19 protein-coding genes are annotated in these 23,447 nt (G+C 36.0%); 7 read left to right on the forward strand and 12 right to left on the reverse strand.

All coding sequences use genetic code 11. From position 1 onward, the window contains the following. Window positions 1-99: 99 nt before the first annotated feature. The 6 genes from NSQ49_RS26100 (at window position 100) to NSQ49_RS26125 (ending at window position 6,015) form a co-directional block, all read left to right on the forward strand. A complete protein-coding gene (locus NSQ49_RS26100; protein WP_159866949.1) occupies window positions 100-1,467 on the forward strand; it encodes an APC family permease in 1,368 nt (455 codons plus the stop codon). Between the two features lie 21 nt (window positions 1,468-1,488). Beyond that, on the forward strand, window positions 1,489-2,298 hold the full coding sequence (locus tag NSQ49_RS26105; RefSeq protein WP_341071771.1) for a creatininase family protein: 810 nt from the start codon (window positions 1,489-1,491) through the stop codon (window positions 2,296-2,298). A gap of 598 nt (window positions 2,299-2,896) precedes the next feature. Further along, a complete protein-coding gene (ltrA, locus tag NSQ49_RS26110; RefSeq protein ID WP_159871960.1) occupies window positions 2,897-4,156 on the forward strand; it encodes a group II intron reverse transcriptase/maturase in 1,260 nt (419 codons plus the stop codon). A 228-nt stretch (window positions 4,157-4,384) separates the two neighbouring features. Further along, complete coding sequence (locus NSQ49_RS26115) at window positions 4,385-4,672, forward strand: hypothetical protein (RefSeq protein WP_159866943.1); 288 nt, start codon at window positions 4,385-4,387, stop codon at window positions 4,670-4,672. 596 nt (window positions 4,673-5,268) lie between these two features. Then, window positions 5,269-5,469 carry a helix-turn-helix domain-containing protein gene (locus NSQ49_RS26120; protein ID WP_159866940.1) on the forward strand — a complete coding sequence of 67 codons (201 nt, stop codon included), beginning with the start codon at window positions 5,269-5,271 and terminating at the stop codon, window positions 5,467-5,469. Between the two features lie 57 nt (window positions 5,470-5,526). Beyond that, window positions 5,527-6,015 carry a hypothetical protein gene (locus NSQ49_RS26125; RefSeq protein WP_159866937.1) on the forward strand — a complete coding sequence of 163 codons (489 nt, stop codon included), beginning with the start codon at window positions 5,527-5,529 and terminating at the stop codon, window positions 6,013-6,015. An 89-nt stretch (window positions 6,016-6,104) separates the two neighbouring features. Here the strand turns inward: NSQ49_RS26125 and NSQ49_RS26130 are convergent, their stop codons facing one another. The 9 genes from NSQ49_RS26130 to NSQ49_RS26175 all read right to left on the reverse strand — a co-directional run bounded on the left by NSQ49_RS26130 (window position 6,105) and on the right by NSQ49_RS26175 (window position 17,333). After that, complete coding sequence (locus tag NSQ49_RS26130) at window positions 6,105-7,190, reverse strand: hypothetical protein (RefSeq protein ID WP_159866934.1); 1,086 nt, start codon at window positions 7,188-7,190, stop codon at window positions 6,105-6,107. 148 nt (window positions 7,191-7,338) lie between these two features. Beyond that, entirely contained in the window at window positions 7,339-8,949 is a 1,611-nt protein-coding gene (locus tag NSQ49_RS26135; RefSeq protein WP_159866931.1) for a hypothetical protein, read from the reverse strand. Between the two features lie 123 nt (window positions 8,950-9,072). Continuing rightward, window positions 9,073-10,197 (reverse strand): tyrosine recombinase XerS, encoded by a 1,125-nt coding sequence (gene xerS, locus NSQ49_RS26140; protein WP_159866928.1) that lies wholly within the window; start codon window positions 10,195-10,197, stop codon window positions 9,073-9,075. 76 nt (window positions 10,198-10,273) lie between these two features. After that, on the reverse strand, window positions 10,274-11,527 hold the full coding sequence (locus NSQ49_RS26145) for a DUF1173 family protein (protein ID WP_159866925.1): 1,254 nt from the start codon (window positions 11,525-11,527) through the stop codon (window positions 10,274-10,276). A gap of 777 nt (window positions 11,528-12,304) precedes the next feature. Then, the gene (locus NSQ49_RS26150) at window positions 12,305-12,466 is read right to left on the reverse strand and encodes an FbpB family small basic protein (RefSeq protein WP_159866923.1); all 162 of its coding nucleotides are present in this window, start codon (window positions 12,464-12,466) and stop codon (window positions 12,305-12,307) included. Window positions 12,467-13,499: 1,033 nt separating this feature from the next. Then, window positions 13,500-14,267, reverse strand: coding sequence for an SDR family NAD(P)-dependent oxidoreductase (locus NSQ49_RS26160; protein ID WP_159866920.1), 768 nt, complete (start codon window positions 14,265-14,267; stop codon window positions 13,500-13,502). Between the two features lie 13 nt (window positions 14,268-14,280). Next, a complete protein-coding gene (locus NSQ49_RS26165; RefSeq protein WP_159866917.1) occupies window positions 14,281-15,627 on the reverse strand; it encodes a TRAP transporter large permease in 1,347 nt (448 codons plus the stop codon). Between the two features lie 5 nt (window positions 15,628-15,632). Then, window positions 15,633-16,109 carry a TRAP transporter small permease gene (locus NSQ49_RS26170; protein WP_159866914.1) on the reverse strand — a complete coding sequence of 159 codons (477 nt, stop codon included), beginning with the start codon at window positions 16,107-16,109 and terminating at the stop codon, window positions 15,633-15,635. A 207-nt stretch (window positions 16,110-16,316) separates the two neighbouring features. After that, window positions 16,317-17,333 carry a DctP family TRAP transporter solute-binding subunit gene (locus tag NSQ49_RS26175; protein WP_159866911.1) on the reverse strand — a complete coding sequence of 339 codons (1,017 nt, stop codon included), beginning with the start codon at window positions 17,331-17,333 and terminating at the stop codon, window positions 16,317-16,319. A gap of 784 nt (window positions 17,334-18,117) precedes the next feature. On the opposite strand from NSQ49_RS26175, the gene NSQ49_RS26180 reads away from it, so the two are divergent. Continuing rightward, window positions 18,118-19,536 carry a sigma-54 interaction domain-containing protein gene (locus NSQ49_RS26180; RefSeq protein WP_159866908.1) on the forward strand — a complete coding sequence of 473 codons (1,419 nt, stop codon included), beginning with the start codon at window positions 18,118-18,120 and terminating at the stop codon, window positions 19,534-19,536. Window positions 19,537-19,724: 188 nt separating this feature from the next. Here the strand turns inward: NSQ49_RS26180 and NSQ49_RS26185 are convergent, their stop codons facing one another. From NSQ49_RS26185 to NSQ49_RS26195, 3 genes are all read right to left on the reverse strand, one after another. After that, window positions 19,725-20,060 carry an MmcQ/YjbR family DNA-binding protein gene (locus NSQ49_RS26185; RefSeq protein WP_159866905.1) on the reverse strand — a complete coding sequence of 112 codons (336 nt, stop codon included), beginning with the start codon at window positions 20,058-20,060 and terminating at the stop codon, window positions 19,725-19,727. 669 nt (window positions 20,061-20,729) lie between these two features. Continuing rightward, window positions 20,730-21,986 carry an MFS transporter gene (locus tag NSQ49_RS26190; RefSeq protein ID WP_159866902.1) on the reverse strand — a complete coding sequence of 419 codons (1,257 nt, stop codon included), beginning with the start codon at window positions 21,984-21,986 and terminating at the stop codon, window positions 20,730-20,732. Between the two features lie 483 nt (window positions 21,987-22,469). Next, the gene (locus tag NSQ49_RS26195; RefSeq protein ID WP_159866899.1) at window positions 22,470-23,417 is read right to left on the reverse strand and encodes an alpha/beta fold hydrolase; all 948 of its coding nucleotides are present in this window, start codon (window positions 23,415-23,417) and stop codon (window positions 22,470-22,472) included. Window positions 23,418-23,447: the final 30 nt, after the last annotated feature.

The following is a 23,447-nucleotide window of genomic DNA, read 5'->3' on the forward strand; positions in this document are numbered from 1 at the left end:
TTTTAATTTTTTCATTATTTTGAAGGATTGAGGTTGTTTTTGTCGAAACTATTTTAAAAATGAAATGTATATTCCAATAATTGAAACGGAGGGATGCAAATGCAGCCAAATAAGGTAATTAGCAGAAATGAACTGAATGGAAAAGGACACGGACAGCTTCATAGGAGCCTGGGTTTTGTGGATTTATGGAGTGTGGGTGTTGGAGCCCTCATAGGGGGAGGAATCTTTACAGTAATTGCCCCAGCAGTTGCGCAAGCAGGACCAGCCTTGTTTGTTGCTTTTTTAATTGCCGGTATTATTGCCATATTGTCTAGCATGAGTTATTCAGAACTTGCCTCGATATGGCCATATGAAGGAGCATCATATGCATATTCAAAATTCGCTTTTTCGCCAATCCATAAAGACTTGGGGAGGTTAATGGCTCTTTGGTGTTCAGGCTTATATTTTCTTTCCTTTGCCTTTGCTGCTGGAGCCGTAAACTTAGGATTTGCAGGATATTTTAATTATATATTTCCATCCTTGCCGGCAACTGTAGTGGCACCGCTCATTTCTATCTTAATCACTGGATTGCTACTAGTAGGTATAAATGCAACTGGCAAGATAAACACAATCTTCTCAGTTATTCAGGTTATCGCTTTATTTGCAATTGCTATTATTTCAATTGCTTCTAACCCAGCGGGGCCTTTTCTGCAAAGTGATTTTCTTCCCAATGGATGGACCGGAGTCTTTGCTGCTACAGCATTGATTGCTTTTGGACAAATGCAGGTTGAGGCAGTTCTGACATTAGGAGAAGAAGCTAAAAACCCTAGAAGGAATTTGCCATTAGCTCAGGTTTCTGCCCTGGTTACAGTAGTTATTTTATATTGCTTAACTGGTTATGGGGTGGTTTCCGCAGCGGATATCACTGCTCTTGCGGAATCTAAAGCACCTCTATCTTTAGCTGTTGAGAATGTGCTTCCTGGTCTTGGTGCTGTTCTGATTGCCATCGCAGCTTTAACAGCAACCGGAACTTCAACAATCGGATGCTTACTGGGCTCATCAAGAATGCTATTTGCTGCAGCAAGAGAAAATGCTGTTCCTGCTGTTTTTGGGAAAATTAGCAGCAAAACGAAAGTTCCAGTCTACGCAACAGTTTTTACTGGAATCATTGCACTTGGAGCAACTCTAATGAGTACTTTTGGCTATGGGAAAGCTATTTCGATTGCTGTTGGGGCAGCCGTATTTTCTAACTGGCTGATGATGGGTTTGATGAATATTGCTCTCATTGTCGTAAGGATCATGCGGCCGGAAATTAAGGCAGAATTCCGCTTTCCTTTCAACATAAAAAATATACCGGTACTTGCAGTCATCGCGGCGATTGCCTCCTTTTGGATACTGACTTATATAGAGACCATACCTTTATTGATAGGAATAGGGTGGATTAGGAACTACCTGGATGAAGAAGACTTAAATAGGTTATCAGAATAATCGAATGAAAGGATGAGAGAATTGAAAAGTATATGGCTTCAAGAAAACAAATGGGAAGATGTAGAGGCGTATTTACAATCAAATAAAACAATAATTGTCCCTGTGGGCAGTGTTGAACAGCATGGGAAACATTTGCCGCTTGGTACAGATTCCTTGGTAGCTATAAAGGTGGCAGAAGAAGCTGGCAAACGCACAGAAACGTTGGTGGCTCCTCCGAACTGGACAGGCTGGGCCCCTCATCATATGGCATATCCAGGAACAATAACATTAAGACCGGAAACGTTAACGAACTTGATGTATGATGTTTGTAAAAGCTTAATCTATCATGGATTCGAAAAGATTATCATCGTAAATGGACATCGAGAGGCAAATTTGCCCCCATTAAAGATTGCCATTACTAAGCTTCGCAACGAGACAGGGGCTTTTTTATCAATTGCAGATCCATTTTATATAGCTGACCAGGTAGCCAGAATAGTAAAAAAATCAGAACCTGGAGGTGTTGGTCACGCTGCTGAAATGGAAACTTCCCATATGTTGTTTCTTCATCCGGAGCTTTGTGAAATGGATAAAGCAGTAAAAAATATTAAAGAGAATCATCGATTCCTACAGCACGATCCATTTGTTGAGGGAGACCGAATCTTTGTTCCAAGTGATGTGGGTATATACAGAGAGGGGTCACTTAATGTTGGAGTAGTAGGAGACCCAACAGTATCAACTAAAGAAAATGGGGAAGCTTATCACCAAGAATTGATTGCAAATATGATCGATTTTATTGAATACTGTAAGAACGATTTAAAGGTTGAGATTAGAAAAAGGGAAATTCCATTATAATTTATTGAAAAAAGGAGTCAGTAAAGAGCTGACTCCTTTTTTTCTGTGCGCCCGGCATGGGTGGAGTCTATAGGGTGCAAGTCCCGAGCCATGAAGGCAGTAGTAGTGGTTAGCTTAACGCAAGGGTGTCCGTGGTGACACGGAATCTGAAGGAAGCGAGCGGCAAACCTCCGGTCTGAGGAACACGAACTTCATATAAGGCTAGGTACCATTGGATGAGTTTGCAGATCAAAACAAAGTCCTTACTGCCAAAGGTGGTACAGAGTAAATGGAGCAGATAGATGGAGGGAAAGACTGTACTCTTACCCGGGGAGATCTGGTTGGTACGCCAAGTACACTTGGTAACCTATCTAGCAATAGATAGTTGAACAACCAGAAGTCAGCAGAGGTCATAGTACCTTACCTACTCGAGATGGTAAGGGAAGGGCTGAACATTTAGGAAGAACGAGAACTAGGCATACAATTCCTGTGTAGAAGCAGACAATCCGAAAGGACTTACCTGAAGGAAGAAGTGGTGAATTCCACAAGGGGACTTCAGGAGGGTGGAGCAGGAATAACATAATTAGATTTCTACGTTCACGTCGAAAGGAAATATCATATGTTAATGGATCTGATTCTGTCACGGGAAAACTTAATAGCAGCACTTAAACGTGTGGAGAAGAACAAAGGGAGTCACGGCATAGATGGAATGTCCGTAAAATCCCTACGAAGACATCTCTATGAGAACTGGGACACCTTATGTGATTCTTTAAGGAAAGGCACCTATCAGCCCAACCCCGTCCGTCGAATCGAAATCCCGAAACCGAACGGTGGAGTAAGGTTACTAGGAATACCTACCGTGACAGACCGATTCATTCAACAAGCAATTGCTCAAGTTCTAACCCCCCTTTTTGACCCAAGCTTCTCGGAACATAGCTATGGGTTTAGACCGAATAGAAGAGGTCATGATGCGGTTCGCAAGGCAAGGGAATACATAAGTGAAGGTTATAGATGGGTAATTGACATGGACTTGGAGAAATTCTTTGACAAAGTAAATCATGATAAGCTAATGGGGATTTTAGCAAGTAGAATCCAAGACCGATTGGTCTTGAAACTAATACGGAAATATCTCCAGGCAGGAATCATGATAAATGGTGTAGTCTATGATGCAGAAGAAGGAACACCACAAGGAGGTCCTCTGAGTCCTCTTCTTTCAAATATCCTTTTGGATAAGCTTGATAAAGAGTTGGAAAGGAGAGGTCACAAGTTTGTCCGCTACGCCGATGATTGTAATATTTACATGAAATCGAAGAAAGCTGGAGAACGAGTGATGAACTCGATTACACGTTTCATAGAGCAGAAATTAAAACTCAAAGTAAATCGAGGAAAATCAGCAGTTGATCGCCCGTGGAAACGAAAGTTCCTTGGCTTTAGCTTTACGCTCAATAAGAAACCGAAGGTTCGAATAGCCAAAGAAAGTATTAAAAGGCTTAAGGCTAACATACGGGAATTAACCTCCCGTTCCAAATCAATTCCTATGGAAGTTAGAATTCAGAAACTAAATCAATATCTGACGGGATGGTGTGGATATTTTGCATTGGCTGACACACCAAGTAAATTTAAAGAATTTGATGAGTGGATTAGAAGAAGACTTCGTATGATTGAGTGGAAACAATGGAAAAACCCAAGGACAAGGGTGAGAAGACTCAAAGGTCTAGGTGTCCCTGACCAAAAGGCATACGAATGGGGAAACTCCAGAAGGAAATATTGGAGAATAGCCTCTAGTCCAATCCTACACAAAACCCTCGATAACTCCTATTGGAGTAATCGAGGGCTCAAAAGTCTATATCAAAGATATGAATTTCTGCGTCAAACTTAAATGAACCGCCGTATACCGAACGGTACGTACGGTGGTGTGAGAGGTCGGGGGTTAGTCACCCCCTCCTACTCGATTAAATTAAAATAATCTGAGTTTCACCCAATTTAAGTGAGATAGCGTTAGTTTTAAGGTGGAAATTTGTCGAATTTTTTCGCAAAGATAATAAAAGAAAATTAGTGCTATTGCTATATTATCTATAAAGACAAAAAAAGTGAAAGGATGAAAATTATGAAAAAAGATATCACAAAAATTGTTATTAAAGGTAAGGACATTAATTTTTCACGAGCGGTTCTCCATGTGGGAAATAATAATGGAATTACTTATATGTTGACTGTTTTCAATCCAAAGGGACTTAACGACTTTTACCAAAATGATGACATATCCATTGTTACAAGGGAAGGTGAGGAAAGAAATATTGTTGGTACATTGGGAATGGGAGATGAATCTAAAGCTTTATTTTATATAAGCGGAGAGCCTTTTCCTGTTACTGAGGTTGAACTTAGAAATTATTATTAAAATTGAAGATGGGGCAATGTTCGATTTAGGTCATTGCCCCATCGGACCTTTTATCAGCTTCGGAAGAAAAGCATACCTTGATAAAAAATGAAGCTGGTTTTATGCCCGCATCGGTTACAAAGAGTATACCGGATATAGTAATCATGCCGGACTTCTTCATTTACAATTTGAGGGTTGCAGTGACAGATTCTTAGCTTATTGAACATATAATCATTCCTTATCTGTAGGTTAAGATTATGTAATCCATTTACTAGTAACTTTGTCAATACCCAGATAAAAAAAGAAAAAATAAGTTTGACTTTGGAAGTTTAAGAGCAACGAACCGGGATATAAGTGGCTTAATTTCCTAATGCATATTATAAGAATTTATAAATAATTGTCTTATACTGCTAAACTAAAATTGAAACTGTCGTCTTATGGAATGGTATGCAATGCAGTTTGTCCTAACCAATTTATCCTTGATATCCTCGAGAAAGTCGAAGTGGAATGGAATAGGTATTGGAAGGGATATTATTAAAAACCAAACTAAAGGATGCATAAACCTCTATCCTTAAACATTTCTACTTAAAAATCCGATACAAGACATGGGTGATTATATGTATGGCAGCTTAGGAGCAAACTTAAGAATTCAGCGATTTAAGAAAAACCTTACACAAGAAGAAGTGGCAAAAGCTATTGGCACATCTCATAGCATGATAGGTAGGTATGAAAGAAACAAAACACGGCCAAGGAAAGACAAGCTGCAAAAATTAGCAGATTTCTATGGAGTAGATATAGAAGAATTCACCAAGAGATAAGTCTCGCAAGTTTAAAAATGACAATAAGATCGTAGTTAATATAAAGGTGTTGATAATATGGGTGTTAGTCTTAAAAAGGTTTGTGTTCACAATGGTCATGTATTTGAAATTCCCAAGAAAGATTATTCTGAAATTAGAAGGCCGGAGTTTGCCAAACAAGATATTTTAATGATGGATATGGCTTGCGAAACGAAAAATAGAAAACCCATACGAATTTTAAGGATTGTTTTTGATACTCTTGCATTTGATGATAATGGAGTTTACAGAACACAAGATGCAATCTTAACCGATGAGTTTTATGTTCAGTTTTCATATGCAATGTATAATAGTAATATAGATGAGAGACCACTTCCGCTACCAAGAGCGCCAATTAATCCATCTAAAGACGATATAAATGTCTTGAAAATGTATATTACTAAAAAATATCCAACAATTTCAGATGTTTTTCCTGAATGGGTGGACTACTCAATAAAAAAAAGTAAAGAACTCTATCAAGAGAACATTAACAAATTTAAGGTTTCACACAAAAATTCTTTAGGTAAATGAACAAACTTAAAAATGTAAAAGGTTAACCATCCAATTGGTTAACCTTAAAGTTTTATATTAGTCAAATCCATGCTCTAACTATATTATTTTTACTTAATCATCTTAAATTTAATCACTTTGGACTCCTCAACCCAACCTATCTCTCCGCAAGACTCTCCAGTATCCACTTCAACCTTTATCCAATTATTTTTTCGTTCTATTATTGTTAAAACTGATACAGTTGATACCTTTCCTCCAGGCACAACAGGCGAAGTCTTGGATGTTCCCTGTCTTAAAAAAGATTCATTCCGTAAAAATGCCACTTGATCAACCGGATTAACCTTTATATACTTTGTAATCACTTTTCTCGTATCTTTTACTATCATTGAATCTTGCATCGTATCTGCAATAAGAGCTTTTACTTCTGCATTATATTGTCCAGTTAAAAATGTTAACGAAAAAGCAAACATGATTTCAAGGATGACCCTTGCTGCATCGTTAACATATTCAGCGTAAAGATAATATATAAAAGCCGGAAGAGAAAATGCCCGAGCTTTAGTTAGTGATTTTTCAAATAATCTTTTAAGATCCTCCTCCGTCATATCAATTAACTTTTTCTGACCAGGAGCGACAGTTCCGTTTACTTGAAGGACTACATCTTGGAAAGAAGGAGAAAGAGATTCTTGCCCTCCAGAAGAACAATCATCTTCTAAATCTTCAAAACCACTTAAATCAATATCCCTAACATTATAGTCTTTGAATATTGATGACAAAGATGAAGTGATTTCTGCTATATTAGCTACCTCTGTGTAAATAGGTCTTATCCAGTTATTAGAATTAAATTCTTCATAAGCTTTTATTAACTCCTGTGTTTTATCTGCCAATTGAAATACAGGAGACATACTCTGCCACAATAGCCTTTGCTCTTTTTGAACTTCTAAAAGACTTGATGTCAATTGGCTAAAAACGTTTACCTGCAAAGGTTTTATAGATGCTTGTATTTCAGAAAGAGTCTTTAAATATCCACTAGTTGATAGGCCATCTATTATCGAGGAAGTGGCCTCTATAAGTCTACTATGGATATTTAAAGAGGTAAGAGGTCGCATGCTTTCTGCCACCTGCTCTAACTGAGAAAGTGTAGAAGACCAATTTATGATTTCAGACTCAGGTTGTGTAGGCACATCAATTTCCCTCATGACATCATCCCCTTAAAAGAATCAAAATAAAAATGCAGGTTTAATTCATCTCTAATATAAGCTAACAGACTGTATATCTTTTTAATACTCTAGAAAGGTTTTAAATTTAAATATTTGAAAACCCCATTACCATATGAGCCTATAAATTTTAAAATAAAGTTGTTCTTATTATATTTGTACACTCCATATATTTTTCATTTAATAAATCTGGGCGCTTTATTCCACCATATTTATCGTAATAGTAATTACGATAAGGAATAAAATCATCCAATACTTTTTTATTCTTAATAAACTTATAGACGGTAATATCATGATGACTAATTAAATATGCTAACAACTCTAGATCATAAAGGCCAATATAATCTATTTCTTTTATATGTGGATGCAAATTACCTTTTAAGTCAGCTATTAAATCATTAAACTTTGGAATTTTAGGAAAAGATTGAAGAGATACTGATAAAATAATCACCTTATTCACATTTTTAAATATTGAAGGTTTTTTACTAAGGATATTGGTATAAGCTTTGTTTGCTTGCTTAATCGGTTCGATTGCGTATTTTTCAAAATCTTTTTTACTGAATTCTGGCTCTGCAGAAATTTTTGTTTCTTTCCTAATACGACCACCTTTACATTCAAAAATTAGCAATGTTCTTCCAAGTAAAACATGAGAGTCAGGTGATCTTTTGTTTTCTTTCCCATAAAGAAATTCATCTATAAACTCATAATTTGTTATTTTCTTTGCAGAGTTTACAGCTGATGATAACAATGTGGATATATATTGTTCGAACAAGCGGCCGAAAAAAGAAAAAAAATCTATCTTACTTTTAGCACAACTTTGATTAATCTTAAAACACAAACCATCAAAAATGGTGCTATTTAATATGCCAGGAGAAAAAGGGATTAACCAATTACCTTTTTTAAATAATGGTTTGGAGAGAAGTATTTCGTAATCAAATGGATTATCAATGGTGTTTCTAGCCCAAGTTTTTAAAGTATTTATATCTACTGTTAAATCATTGGATATTTGCTCTGCTACATTTTTGATTTTAACTTTTTTAAAAAAGGTAGTTAAATCTATGCCCCAGTTATTAGTGCTAAATGCTTCTCTTAGGTTTAATTCCTTGATGCTAGGCATATGCAATGCGAAGAGTACAGAAATATAATCTTTAATGGAGTACCCATAATATTGTTCAAAGATAGAATGTATATCTAAATAAGAATCTTTTAATTCATTTTTAAAATCTTTATTTTTAGCTATTTCCTCAAACATTACATACTGCCTTACTAATGCTCTGTCAATATCTCCTGGACGAGTAAATAACCAACTTTTTAAGACAAGGTTTTGTACTTCATCTTCATTATCTATATTGTCTTCCAAATAATCGGAAATCTTTAAAACTGTGATAAAAATATTATAGTAATCAGGATAACCATTATTAAATGTTGATTCATTCTTGGGAAGTCCATATGCTAAAAACCATTTTATTGAATAAAGTAAGCTGATTAAATCAAATGGCTCTACAGAATAAATTTCCTCTCTATCTTGAATACTCGCATTTATAAGTGTTTTTAACTGCTTTTTTGATTGGTCATTTAATACAGAGAATTTAGCAATAATAATCAGAGCATCCTCTAAATTTATACTTCGTATATCATTTATAATTTCTTCTTTTGATGGCTTATAACCAAAAATTTGTGAGTATTTTAGCCATGAACTCATGTGGTTTGCGATTCGAGAAAAACCAGAATCTATTCTCATATTTTCCTCCAATTCAATCACTTATTATATTAGTTTTTCAATTGCATTAAGTTAACTCACCAAGGGTTACAATTCCAAAATCATTCTTAGGGATTACTTTAAGTAGAAGGAATTTAATTTACTTTAATCCTTATTAAGCTGGTTTCTTCTCAAACCTAATTGTCTAGCAGCTTCTTGAGCTTTTTCTTGGTCAGGGTTAGAGTATAATGCAGCTGTACTTGTAGATGAATGGCCAAGCTGTCTCATTAGCAAATGGATATCTCCTGTTTCCTCCATAAGGTTTGTAGCGTATGTATGCCTTAGTTTATGGGGGGACATAGACTTGTTATTTTTGTACGCTTTTGTATATTTTTTAACCAGGCTTTCTACAGAGCGATTTGCCAGTGGAGAAGGGCTAGTTGAACCTTTAGATATAAATACATAATCAGAGTCCTCATTGGTTGCTTTATAGCGCTCTGAACGTATATCTAGATAATCTCTAATATCCCTCATTGCTTCTGGAACAACTGGAATTGTATCTTTTTTGCCGCCTTTTCTTATTACACTGATAATATTCAGTTCAAAGTCTAAATCCTTTAATCTAAGATTGGTAAGCTCATTTACACGAATACCACTGCCTAAAAAGAGAGAGAGGATAGCAAGATCACGTTCTTTATCTCTTTTAAAAAATATACGCTTCCTTGAACCATCAGGTAAATTTTTTTCATATTGATTTCTAACAAACCATAGAAAGGAAGCATCATCATTATTTTGAAAAATTTTTGTTGAGATTTTAGAAGCTCTTGCACCAAGTGTTTCCTTTACCTTATTTACTTCAATTTTCAACATTACATTTCGGTAAAAATATGGTTCACCCTCATCATTTTCAGTCTGGGTAGTCAGATAATGGAAAAGGGAACGGAGAGCCGATATCTTACGATTCACAGAAATTTTTTCGGGTTTTTTTGTTTCATTTTTGCTAACTTGAATATCCCTTCGCTGCAGGTACTTAAAAAAGTTTTTTGCATCATCGAGCTTTAGTTTTTCCAGGACTGAAAGAGGAATTTCTTTAATGGTGGCAACCTCCGTAATTCCTTCAGATATTAACCATTCAAAAAACATTTTATAATCTAATACATAGTTTAAAAGGGTGGAGGAGGAGCGGGTATCCAATTTATCATCTACATACTCACCAACGTAATAGGGCATGATCTTGACCAATTCTTGTAGTTTTTTTTGATGAACTTTATGTTGTCTAGTTTCGGCCATGATTCCACTCCTTGTCGAAATTTGTCTAATTTATGCGTAAAATTCAATTTTTACGAATATATAATATAATCGATTATTAGAACCCAACAGTGGGCAGGGGAGGCTTTTCAGACTGATTATAAGCATCCCAATACCAAAAATGATAATCCGGAAATAATCCACTAAATAGTTCTATCTTGTATCTCCTATGAATGTGATACTCCGTATTTCTTTCTGAGATTCCAAACACTTCAAGAATTGTTGGCTTTTCTGTGTCCAAAAGGATTCCATCTGGTATAAGTCCGTTTAATTTAGGGTGATATTGAGTATCTATGGGCCTTTGAACAATTCTTTTTTCCTTACACAGTAGATCATACAATTCCCGCTCATATGAACTTTCTACCGGCACTCCACAGTTATTGATCGGGAGTATTCCTAAACTTATGAATTCAGGCAGTTTTCCAAAACCAGTACTTTTTATGAAGCCGCCAACTATGTAAGGCCCGCTTGATACATTTATACAGCTTTGAGCAAATTCCAACAGTTTCTTGCTAACCACTAATTTAGCATTAGCTAGATTAAGAGGATTAATTACGTTTATTAAGTAACTGCATTCATCCACCTTTTCATAATTATCTAACATAAATAGAGCGAATGGTTGAGCTATACGGTTCACCTTTTGCTCAATCATATAAACTTGACCTGGTTTCCCGCCTTTATAAAGCAAACTTTGTAAGTGGAGTTCTTTAGTGACAAAGTAATGCCGAGTTGTTTTCGAATAAATTTGTCTAAATACATGGTTAAGAGAAGGGTACTCTTTTTGACCATTAAAAAATATATAATCATTCCAGGCCTTTGTCACGATCAACTTAATAAGATTTTGGATACTTAATTTATTTGTACTTTGCCCAGTATCTCCGCCTGTAACAGGTGAGGGAGCGGAAGAATCTTTTGTTTTTTTTGCTCGTTTAATGATTTTATAATCATGGGTATCTAAGGTAATGTGATAATTGCCCTCTTCATCTTCTTCACAGTTCTTTTTGTAAATGGTTTCAGATGATGATAAAGAGTTCTCATTATGGAAATGACAATCAGTATGATGCTTACTAGCTTGTTTTGGAAAGCTTTTTAAATAATAAGTGTCTGAATCCGATATGTAACTAATACTCATATTAATTGGAGCAGCTGACTGACAGAGACAATATAATTCTAACTGTCTATGATGATATTGTTCATAAATTTCTTGCATTTTTTCTTTCCTTGAGCGTTCATCTAATTGCTGCATTGTGTAGTAGCTAAGGTTTTCAACAGAATGGTTTTTGCGATTCTTGATTTTCAGGATCCCAGCCAAAAAATACCTCCTCAGAAATAAGGAATAAGTTTTATGTATAGGGTAATTATACCAAACATACATTCTCGACGTCTATTCATTATTGCTGAAAATAAGTATTTTACGCACAAATGAAATTATCAAAATATAAATCTGCCTTCCCTCTTTTTCTTTAGACAACTCAGTTGTGACCTATACAACTCGATAGTGAACTATACAACTTTATACTAAACGTTCGTTTCCCACGGTAGACAACTCGTAAAATAGGTATTATACGAACATTTATTCCATTATTTTACACCCATTGATATAGCATAATTTGGCTTTTTTTTACGTTTCCCTTTTGGGATTGTTATTATGCGTTCCGGTCAATTTATATCCTCTTTTTTCATGACAACTAACTCTATAAGGCACACATACCTGGCATAATGTCATAATGAAAGTAAGTCGGACTCTAGAAAATCAGAAGGAATGTTTCAATTTTGAAGACATTCCTTTTTCTAACCAGAAATACTTTAGTTCCCTTCTTAAATAAAAGTACCGTTTGTTTAAGTACATTCCTTCACAAAACTTGTCATTTGCCATTTCTATTATCACAGGAATGCTGCCCACATTGTTGAGAGCAGCTTTATCAAACTCAATAATTTACTTTCATCATAGTTTCCATTTTTATTGAGAGTTTCTATTTCTTCTAATTTTAATTTCTTGTGATAGCACCTTGAACTCCGTCATCATTCATTGCACTGTTGATGTATTGTTGATTTAGAGTTAGACCATTAAACAAAGATATAGCAAAAATTAAAAACAGGACTTATTTTCTTTACCCCCTAATTTAAATGCTTCTTTTGTATGCCTTTGTTCAATTTTCTTTTCAATTTGATCGAGTACATCCTTATTTTTATTTATCTCTTTAATATTCTCTAATATCAATTGATCCATTTTTATCTTATGCTTAAACATTTATTAAACCCCTTTATCTTATTTTGTATAATTTCAATCGATAAATCCTCAGTAGAATCGCTTCTCCGCTCGATAGATATAATTCTTTTATAGTGACAATGAAGCTTTAACAGTCGTTTCCATCTTCATTGCTGATTATTAGGTGATCTCCTATTTCCACTTTCTCGCCTTTTTCAACTAGGACCTTAATGACAGTACCTGGCATTGTTGTCCCGGTATGATGTTCATTATTCGGATCTGCGCCATTGTTTTGGTAGCTACTGCATTATATACTCGCTGTCTTAATAATATTTCTGCTATCTCTCAAATAATGCCGACGAGATTGCAAGTGCTTCAAAAAGCATATCAGTTACATGAACTATAGGGGCTCCATCTCGAAGTGGTCTGCCATTCGACTCCCCAGTTAAACTCATAATCCTTCACAACAACTACAATAATTTATTATGCAAGTCCCGTGCCAAATGTATATGGTTAAATAGTTTTCAAAGTCCCTTATTTGTTTTATTTAAATTTGATTTGTGTGTATATATAGTTAATACACTTGCAAAACTGCGATAAAAAATGCTTTTTTTGCTAGTACATTATTACAATCTATGTTTGTATTAATAGGAAACTCTCCACCATGTTAATTAAAACAATTTCCAGGAATATCCACTCCGGTTTTTTTTACTTTTAATTGAGACGATCACTTTTTTTAAATCTATATTATCTATATCTACTTTTTCCTCCTGAAATTATTGCTATTTCAAATGACCGTAAGTTGACGGGTATTGCCTGTGCAGAATTAGACGTTTAAAACACCTGTAAAACATTCGCAATATTTAGATAATTATTATTATAGAGAAAGGGAAAGACGTCTTCCATATATCAGCGCTAACAGATATACGGGAGACGCCCTCGCAATAAAATTAACAATGGATATTGTATAGATTATCTTCTAATTAAAAACAATGGAGTTTTGCAAAATAAAAAGAGTGGTCTGGAGAGGCATAATCGAGAAAAATGGCTCATCGAAATCTCCCTTTCCAGAACTTTAGCCAATAGCAGCCCCTCCACATACTTTTAAAACTTGTCCTGTTGTATAGCTTGCTTCCTTTGAAGCAAAGTATAGTACTGCTTCTGCAATATCCTCTGGAGTCCCCATTCTTTTTATTACCTGTGTATCGAGATTATAAGCCAGACCTTTTGTAAGCGCAGATTCCACTGCACCAGGCGCAACACTATTACATACAATACCTAAATGTCCCACTTCTTTTGCTATCCATTTGGTAAAAGCAATAACGCCACCCTTTGAGGCTGCATATGCAGGGCCTGAACGTCCCTTTGTGCTTCCAGGTTCAAATCCTGAAACGGCACCTCCCATGATGCCAGAGATTGAGCTGATATTTACAATTCTTCCATATTGCTGCTCCTTCATATATGGATAAATGACAGCTTGTGTAAGGTAAAAAGTTCCCTTGAGGTTAGTATCGATATCACGATCCCAAACTTCCTCTGTCATCTCTTCCAGATCCATTCTACTGGCCGTTCCAGCATTATTTACAAGAATATCAATTCTGCCAAAAGCTTGATAGGTATCTTTAACTAGACTTTGAATGACCTCTTTATCCTTTATGTCAACCTCAAAAGAAAGTGTTTTGGCATTAGGATTAATTTCAGTAATTTCTTTTATCGTTTCCTCACTTGGCAGAAGATCTACCAACACAACATGTGCTCCTTCTCTTGCTAGTGTTTTTGCACAGGCTGCACCTATTCCTCTAGATGCTCCAGTTATAATAGCTACATGATTTTCAACTCTCATATGATAATCCTCCTTATTTCACACCTAGTAAATCTGGTAAGAATGTGGTAATGCTAGGTACATAAGTAATCAATATTAAAACAATGATCGATGCTATAACAAATGGTAAGATAGCCCTTGAAATCTGAGCAAGTGATACTCCCGCTTGACCGCAAGCAACATATAGATTTACACCAACTGGCGGTGTAAATAAACCAATTGCTAGGTTCACTGTCATGAATATTCCAAATACAGTCGGATCTACGTTAAGGAATAGCATGATTGGAAGGATAATCGGAACAAAAATGTAATATGCAGAAATTGCATCCATAAAAGCTCCGGCAATTAGTAAGATTATATTGACTAATAATAGAATAATAATTTTATTGTCCGTTATTCCTAGTAATCCATCAGAGATTTGCTTGGCAATTTGTTCTGTGGTAATTAAGTACGCAAATATTGATGCGGCGCTTACTATGAACATGACAACAGCTGTCTGAACGGAACAATCAATCAAGATCTTTTTAATTTGCGCTACATTTAATTCTTTATAAATAAATATTCCTACAAACAATCCATAAAACACGGCAACTACAGCTGACTCTGTTGGAGTAAAAATACCACCATATATCCCGCCTAAAATAATAACCGGGATGAGCAGTCCCCATATCGCGTCATAAAAAGCCTTAAGGCGTTCTTTATTTGTAGACTTTTCTCTGGCTGCTGATATTTCATAGAATGCATTGTCTTCATTTACTTTAAGCATATAATTTTTAATATCTTTACGTTTGACATACATCGCGGCAAGAATAAAAGCGACTCCCAAAAGAAGCCCCGGTATGATACCAGCAATGAACAAACGCCCGATGGACACAGGTATTTGATCACCTGCGACCACTGCAAATACAATCAACGCAATACTTGGAGGAATAATAACCCCAATGGATCCCGAGCTTGCAAGTAGGGCAGCAGCGGATTCCTTTTTCATACCATTTTTGACCAATGCAGGAATTAAGATACCACCTATTGCAGCAACTGTTGCAGGACCTGAACCGGAAATTGCAGCGAAAAAAATCGCTGTAATAACAGTTACAAGGATTATCCCGCTTCTCCTGTGTCCTACCATGACATCAGCAAAGTGAATCAAACGCTTTGATATTCCGGCATAATCCATAATAACGCCGGCAATGATAAAAAACGGAATCGCAAGCATAGTAAACTTAGCCACACTCGTATACATGATATCTGATACTACTTCAAGAGATGACATCCCCATTGTAGAAAACAATGTCACAATAGACGCAGCTGCAAGTGCAATGGCAATAGGTACTCTAATCAGTAATAGCAGTACGAAAACACCAAAAAGAAGTATACTAGCCATCTACATCATTCGCTTTCTTGTAGTAAATTTTTGAATTCAATAACCGTCGATTCAATCGCTCGAATTACACATAAACCACAACCAATCGGGAAACTCAATGTAAATATCCATTGTTGCCATCCCAAAGATGGAGTCGTCTGATTAATCATCATTTGAAATTGCACCATCTTAAAACCGTAATAAGCAAATAGAATAAAACATATAACGACGATAGCACCTATAAGAATTGATAATAACTTTTTCACTGGCAATTTTGCCTTATCAAAAATAAGGGTGAAGCCGAGGTGAGCACTAGTCCTCACTCCGACTGAAGTTCCAACAAACGTCATCAAAACAAAAAGGTTAATCGTAACTTCCTCTGTAAACGCCAATGAAGTTTTAAGAAAATATCGTGATAAAACATTAGTAAAAGCTATTAGACACATAATAGAAACACTGAAAATTAATAGGCTATTTTCAATTCTTGATAGCAAATTAGACATGTATCACACTTCCTTCGAAAAGAAATTACGCCAGGTTAACAGGTAGTAAGACCCCCGATCCAGACTGAGTTTATAAAGTAGAAAAGGCAGTGGGTTCCCCCATAAAAGCCCGTTTGAGAAATTTCCTTTGGGTATTAACCCCTTAGAAGGTCCACACAAACCTCTAGTGGGGGATGAAGGACATCCCCACTGATGGAGTTTTCTTTATTACTGAAAGGCATTAAATAGTTCTGCTCCCCAAACTTCTTTGTACTGATCATAGATTGGCTGAGCTGCTTCTTTAAATGCCTCTAATTCTTTATCTGTTGGATAATAGATTTGCATTCCTGCTTCTTCTAGACTCTTGATTTGCTCTGCTTCAAGTTTTCTAGCTTCTTCAATTTGGAATTTGTTTGCATTATCAGCTGCTGTTTGAATAATTTCAATATCTGCATCACTTAAAGAATCAAATAACTTCTTATTCATACCAAGAATAAGTGGATCATAAGCGTAATTCCACATTGTCATGTACGGTTGTACTTCGTTTAATTTAGAGGAATATATAATATCAATAGCGTTTTCCTGTCCATCAATCGTTCCTTGCTGCAGGGAAGTAAAAACTTCTGAAAAGCTCATTGTTGTTGGGTTTGCACCAAAGGTTTTCCAAAGGTCAGTAAACATTGTGATACCTGGAATACGCATTTTTAATCCTTCAATATCCTCTAAAGTTTTGATCTCTTTAACACTGTTCGTTACTTGACGGAAACCATTCTGTCCGAAGCCTAGAGGCTCTACACCAAAATCACGAAGGATATCCTTAACCATTTCTCCCCCTTCGCCACCAAGTTTTGAATCCACTTCTTCTAAATCTTTAAAAAGGAATGGAGCATTTATAACACCAAGTTTATCGTTAAGAATCGAATAAATAATCAAAGAGTTATAAGTTAAATCAATGGTACCTTTTGCAAGTGATTCTACTGCTTTACCAGAGTCACCGTTTGATAATTGTTCGTTAGGGAATATATCGATGATAATTCTTCCATCCGTTTTTTCTTTTACTTCTTTTGCAAATTTCTCTGCAGCTTTATACATAGTCGAAGTATCACCTACCGTTACTGACATTCTCAATTTCATTTCTTTTTCCTTCCCACCCGCGGAGCTAGAACCTCCACTACCGCAAGCAGTTAATAACAACGAAAAGATAACGCTTACAATTAATGAAAGCCAAACTTTGCTTTTTCTCATAATTAAACCCCTTCCCTTCGATTTTTAAAATCTCTTTATAATCGCTAAGAAATCATAATTTCCCTCTACATTAATGTTATTTGGCTACGTCCTTGCTTCCAAGTAAGCTATGTAGAACAAACTAATAATTAATTTGTTCCGTTGCAAAAATTTCTTGAAGGTACGAGTTATCATAATGAATTATCCAGCGAGCCCGACGAAAACTTTTAGGACTTGGCCGGTTACCACGGACACCACCTGTTAAAATCGCAGTTGGTTACTTCATTATGATTACGGTTTATCTTTGCATCTGTTTTCTCCTTTCATTTATTACTTTAAATAACACATGCAATATCCATGCCAAAGGGCTGAATCATAAATATGTATAAATAAGTGTCAAGTCTATAGGGAACCTAAGCCTAAAAGCAATGGCCATACTATTAACCACGCAAGTTATCACATAGTATAGAAATACTTTCACAAACGCTATAATTTGTATTTATGCTATTGCAAAATTGCTATGATTAATGAAATTAAAATATATATATATCATTCAACCTCAAAATATATAGGCTCATTCCATCTATGGTTCAACATTTTTATTGCCTCTAAACTTTCTAGATGATTTTCTAAGGAAAATCATCATAGGAACACACTTTTAATCGATCTCTATTGAAAGAATATTCATAACTGTTATAATTAAATGAAAATATTACATATTTACAATGGCCAATTTGATATATAAATATCATTATTGCAATGCTTTTAATTACTAAGTAAAAGAGATAAGCAGAGGAGACAAAACATGAGAAAAGAAGAAATCGTTCAAAATCCCTTTGAATCAGAATTATTACTTCGTAATCTAATAAATAATTTATATGATGGCATTACTGTTACTGATCCTGAAGGTAATATCCACTGGCATAATAAATCATTCTTGCGCATATCCGGGTTAACATCATATCAATTAAATGGTTATACGATGTATGAGCTAGTCGAAAAAGGTTTACTAGAAAAAGCTGTAGCAATAGGCGCTATTAGGCAAAAAAAGACCGTTAATAGCATTAGTAAATATCCTACAGGTGTTGAAGCTTTAGTAACTTCCACTCCGGTTTTTGATAACGAAAAAAACTTACTTTTTGTTATAAGCAATGTTAGAGATATCACGGAACTGAATAAATTAAAACGTGATTTAGACGATACAACCGCCTTGACTAATAGCTATCGACAAACATTACAAGAATTTCAGTTATCTACCATTAATGAAAAACAGATTATCTTTCGAAGTCCTTTAATGGAAAAGGTCATTTCACTTGCTAACAAGTTTTCTGTTGTTGATACTCCTGTCCTTATTCTCGGTGAATCTGGGGTTGGTAAAGATGTGCTTGCTAATTATATACATAGTGTTAGTGACCGTAATGAAAAAGGGCCATTTGTCAAAGTAAATTGCGGTTCTATTCCCGAACATCTTTTGGAATCTGAATTATTTGGATATGAAGCTGGTGCGTTTACTGGCGCTAATCGGCAAGGAAAAGCCGGGCTTTTTCAAGTGGCAAATAACGGTACTATATTTTTAGATGAAATTGGGGATATGCCATATTCTTTGCAAGTCAAATTATTAGGGGTTCTTCAGGATATGAAAATCCAAAGATTAGGAGGTACGAAATCGATTCCAATCAATGTTAGAGTGATCGCTGCCACCAATGCTAATTTAGAAGAAATGATTAAAGAAAAACGTTTCCGGGAAGATCTTTTTTTTAGATTAAATGTATTATCCCTGAATATCCCTTCCCTTCGCGAACGGACGGAGGATGTATTCGCCCTCTTAAAGCATTTTCTTCATTATTTTAATCATAAACATAATATGAAGAAAACATTCTCACCGATCTTAATGAATATGTTATTAGAATATCACTGGCCAGGAAATATTCGTGAATTGAAAAATCTAGTGGAAAGGCTTGTCATCATCTCAGATAATGAAGAAATAGATGAATCATATCTTCCATCATATATACAATCGATAAGGCAGGATGTAATTAGGGCAGGAAAAAATAATGATTTTCAGAACAACTCTGGTTTGACTTTTAAAGAAATAGTTGAAGAACATGAGAAAAAGGTTCTATCTTATTATATAGCGAATTATAGACCCTTAAAAAAATGTGCAGATATACTAGGGATGGATTTAACGACTTTTTTCCGAAAGAAAAAAAAGTATGGCCTATAAAACAAAGTTCCATTTTATATACTAGAAAGAACCGACGATCATTTGTCGAAGAAATCGTCGGTTTTTATTTTTTCAGTATAAAGTTGAGACTAGTATAGCTCACCCATAGTCCATCTTCCCGCAATTATTTATTCTTTCTTATGAAATCTTATGATGAGAATGCTAATAAACTACAGACTGGTTGAAAATTACCTTTTTGCTTTCGTTAAGTTAAAGCTTTGTCTTATCATATTACATAATTCTTCCTTAGGAACTGTGCCATCAAGAATAATAGAATTCCAGTGCTCTTTATTAAGGTGGAATGCTGGAACTACAGAATGGTATTTCTGACGATAGAAGTCCAGCCAACCATTTTCACACTTCACATTAATCCAAATATGTCCGTATCTTTCGAAAATCCAAGCAAAGACCTTCCTATTTTCTTTATGTCGTATCAATGTCCAATTCTTATCACTAAATGGATAATCTTCATACGTGTCTTCCAATTTCAAACAGTAATCAATAGCTTCCTCTCTCGTTTTCATTGTTCACCACTCCTTCAACATCAATGTATACAAGGTTTTTTATAATTAACTAAGTTAGTCGAATTAAGAAAGAATCATAATTTTATTTTTTGATAATTATTGTTTGGGATTTCCCCTTCACCTTCTTTAATGAAAAGATTCTTTTTTAGGTTATCCTCTTTTAACTACCTGATTTAACATAAGGGTTATAAGAAAAAAGTACCCAATAGGAGACATTTTTAGTATCTACTCCACAGGGTACATTTGATTGGTGCAGCCTTTAAATTCGCACATATTTTCTTCATTACGTTTTTCTTACGTATACAAATTGATGAAAAAAAGTGGTTTATTCCGGCGATACCATACAATTAAATATCTTATCAGAAGTTCAACATAGATCAAAGGTTCCAAATTCCTCAGGGGTAAAACAAAAACCCTTTCAATTAGGGGGATACACTCCCTTACAATATAGTACCGCCCCGTCATTACAGCATCCGCCAATGGCCACGCGAACTCAGAACTCAAGCAATTCTCGCCCATAACAAAAGGGAAACAAGATTGTTCTGGAAAAGTTCACTCGGTACTCAATTAAGTACTGCTCAATCCATTTCATGATCAACAGACGCTGATCGGTCCACCTTCTGATGGCGTACTTGGTGACATCGATCTTGCAGTCACACGGTTATTTAATTACATATTGAACTCTTTATCCACGAAACTCTCTTTTTTTTCCGAAGCATATAGGTGCTTATATGCAATTTTACAAAACGGTACAGAGGAAATACCGATAACTATACAACCAACAGTGGTTACCTGTATATTTGCCGAAGCAGAAACGCCTCCAAATATCAAATTGGATAGTAGTGGAGAAACATATCCTGCAAGAAATTCACCGGCGAACATGGCTACAATGCATAAAGAGCTGATAGTTTCAGCCATTTTACCCTTGAATCCTAAAACTACAAGCGTATTTACCGCCGAGGAGAATATCAGAGTACCCATTCCCGCCAAAATCCATCCAAACATATTGGCGTACACACTTGGGAGAGTTAAACTGGCTATACCTGCAATTGAACATAGTACTAACGCCATCATCAGACTGAATCTTTTTAACTTCCTAAGCCATATAAAAACAAATGCAGTTCCAAAGATGGCAAAGAAATTTGCTATGGAAGCGCCCATTCCAACCAGACTTGAGTTAATATCCCGTTCATTAATGAAATACTCAGAGGCATTTAAGGGAATTCCCATATAGAAAAATCCTGCGATAAACCGAACAATTAAAAGGGCAATAACAAATTTGGGAACTGAAGATAATACGGTTATTAGGGATGAATCGCTTCCCTCTTTAGGTTCCGTATTTGTTGTCAATGCAATATCCTGGGTTGTATTATCATTTACCCTTGGATAGAAGAATATTACAATAGTAATAATTGGAATAATTATATAGAATACATTGTACGCCCTCACCCAGTCTCCATCAGCTGCAAGGAAGCCTGATAAGGCAGTAACAATAACCATCCCCAAAGTAAGCATGGCATAATTAACTCCAATTACTTTCTCGCGAAGTTTCTCGGGTGCGATGTTTGGCAAAACTACATTATTCACCGAGGGTAGCAATCCTGCCGAAATTCCAGTGATTGCTGCCCCAATCAACGCAATTGTCAGACTGCTTGTTCCCATGAAACGGATAATCAGACCGCCGCATAGACTTAGGCAAAGTGCAACAATCACAATAGATTTCTTACTCATAATGCGCGTTAATGGTATCGCAGCAAATCCACCGACCATAGCGAATAAAGATGGCAGTGTCATCATGAGAATTGTGAGAGAGCTCTGCCCGGGGAAGCTGATAGTTATATACCCATAGACAACCAAAGGAACAACAAAAAACCATGCAGTAAACGAAGTTAAATAGACCACACCTAATTGTAAATATGTTTTCATTCCCCTTCTCCTCTATTTCTAATTTAGAAAACTGAATACAAATCCTAACCCCCACATGGTATTTTCATAAGAATACCGCAGTATCATGGTAAAGATCCGAGAGAAATTCCAAATATAACTTGCCGCTAACATGCAGGAATGGCTCATTTATTAATAATAGCCTTTGGTATTCACCCAGGCAGATTGGACAAGGGATTACTTGAATCATCTATTTACTCTCATTAAAATAACTTACTCAAGCTGGTCTAAACCCCATTGATAATACCTGTCTTTCCAACGAATGATACATTTATTAATTCCATGCCTGTCTCCATTTATGTGGTTAGTTAAAGAAATAAATTTAAGGTTGAACTATTCTCAAGAAAATGATTGCGAATAAAATTTTTGGCTTAGCTCTGTATCAGGAAAAGAATTGCAGGCCCTATTTCCATCCTAACTCTCAAGCTGATACAATATTTTTCAGGATTCCATGCTTCTCCAGGATTACTCCTCTAGGAATTCCAATACAACGCGATTAAACTTCTTATAGGCAGTCCAATTGAAATCATGGTTACCGAACTCTTCTGCAGAGAAGCGGACCCATTTGCAGTTCTGCATGGTTTCGCTCATCCATTTGCCGCACTCAAGAGTCACGGCGTGGCTCACATCACCGGTCATATACATGGCAGGCACACTGATGGTTGGGATCAGGTCTCTCCAGTCAAGCATCAGGTGATCCTTCAGCAGATTGGCCAGGAATTTACTATCGGTTACAGGGGGCTGCGGACGCTGTGCAAGCTTAGCATGGACGTTATCTGGCATAGCGGCGACTTCTTCATCTGTGTATGTCAGGATGCCGCGATGGAAACAAGTCGTGAACGCATCGAAGAAAGGACTTTGACCCTCAACCGAGTTCCATACACAGCCATGATCATATACTACATTGCACAGATGCCAGAAATCCATGCAATTGCTGCCGGTAAGCATAACTTCTTCACGGGTAAATCTTGGGTTTGCCACGAGCATGGGGGGCTCATCATCAAAGATAATCTTATTAATCTTGTCTTGCCCAAACAGGTCAATATAACTCCAGAGGACGCTGCAACCCATAGACCAGCCCAGCAGGTTTACCTTTGGTACATTCAGAGCTTCTATAAATTCATTGAGGTCTGCTGCTAGACGGGAGACGCGAGCACCGTGATTTGAATCAGAATAGCCATGCCCTCGTAGATCAAGAGCATAGACAGAATATTCTTCTGCAAAGGCAGGTGCATTAAGAGACCAACAGTCAGCATCATCGCTATAACCGTGGACCAGGATGAAGGGCATTCCGTTGCCCTTATGAAGGTAACGCAACTTCAAATGGTCCTTTGTCTCAAAGTAATTTTCAGTAAATCCTTCCATCAGAGGATTACGTGTGTAAGGGACACCAGTGTTCATCTTTTCATTCATTGTATTTTACCTCTTTTCAATTTTGGTTTT

The organism is Cytobacillus sp. FSL R5-0377 (genome assembly GCF_038004385.1).
In the GTDB taxonomy this organism is placed as follows: domain Bacteria; phylum Bacillota; class Bacilli; order Bacillales; family Cytobacillaceae; genus Cytobacillus.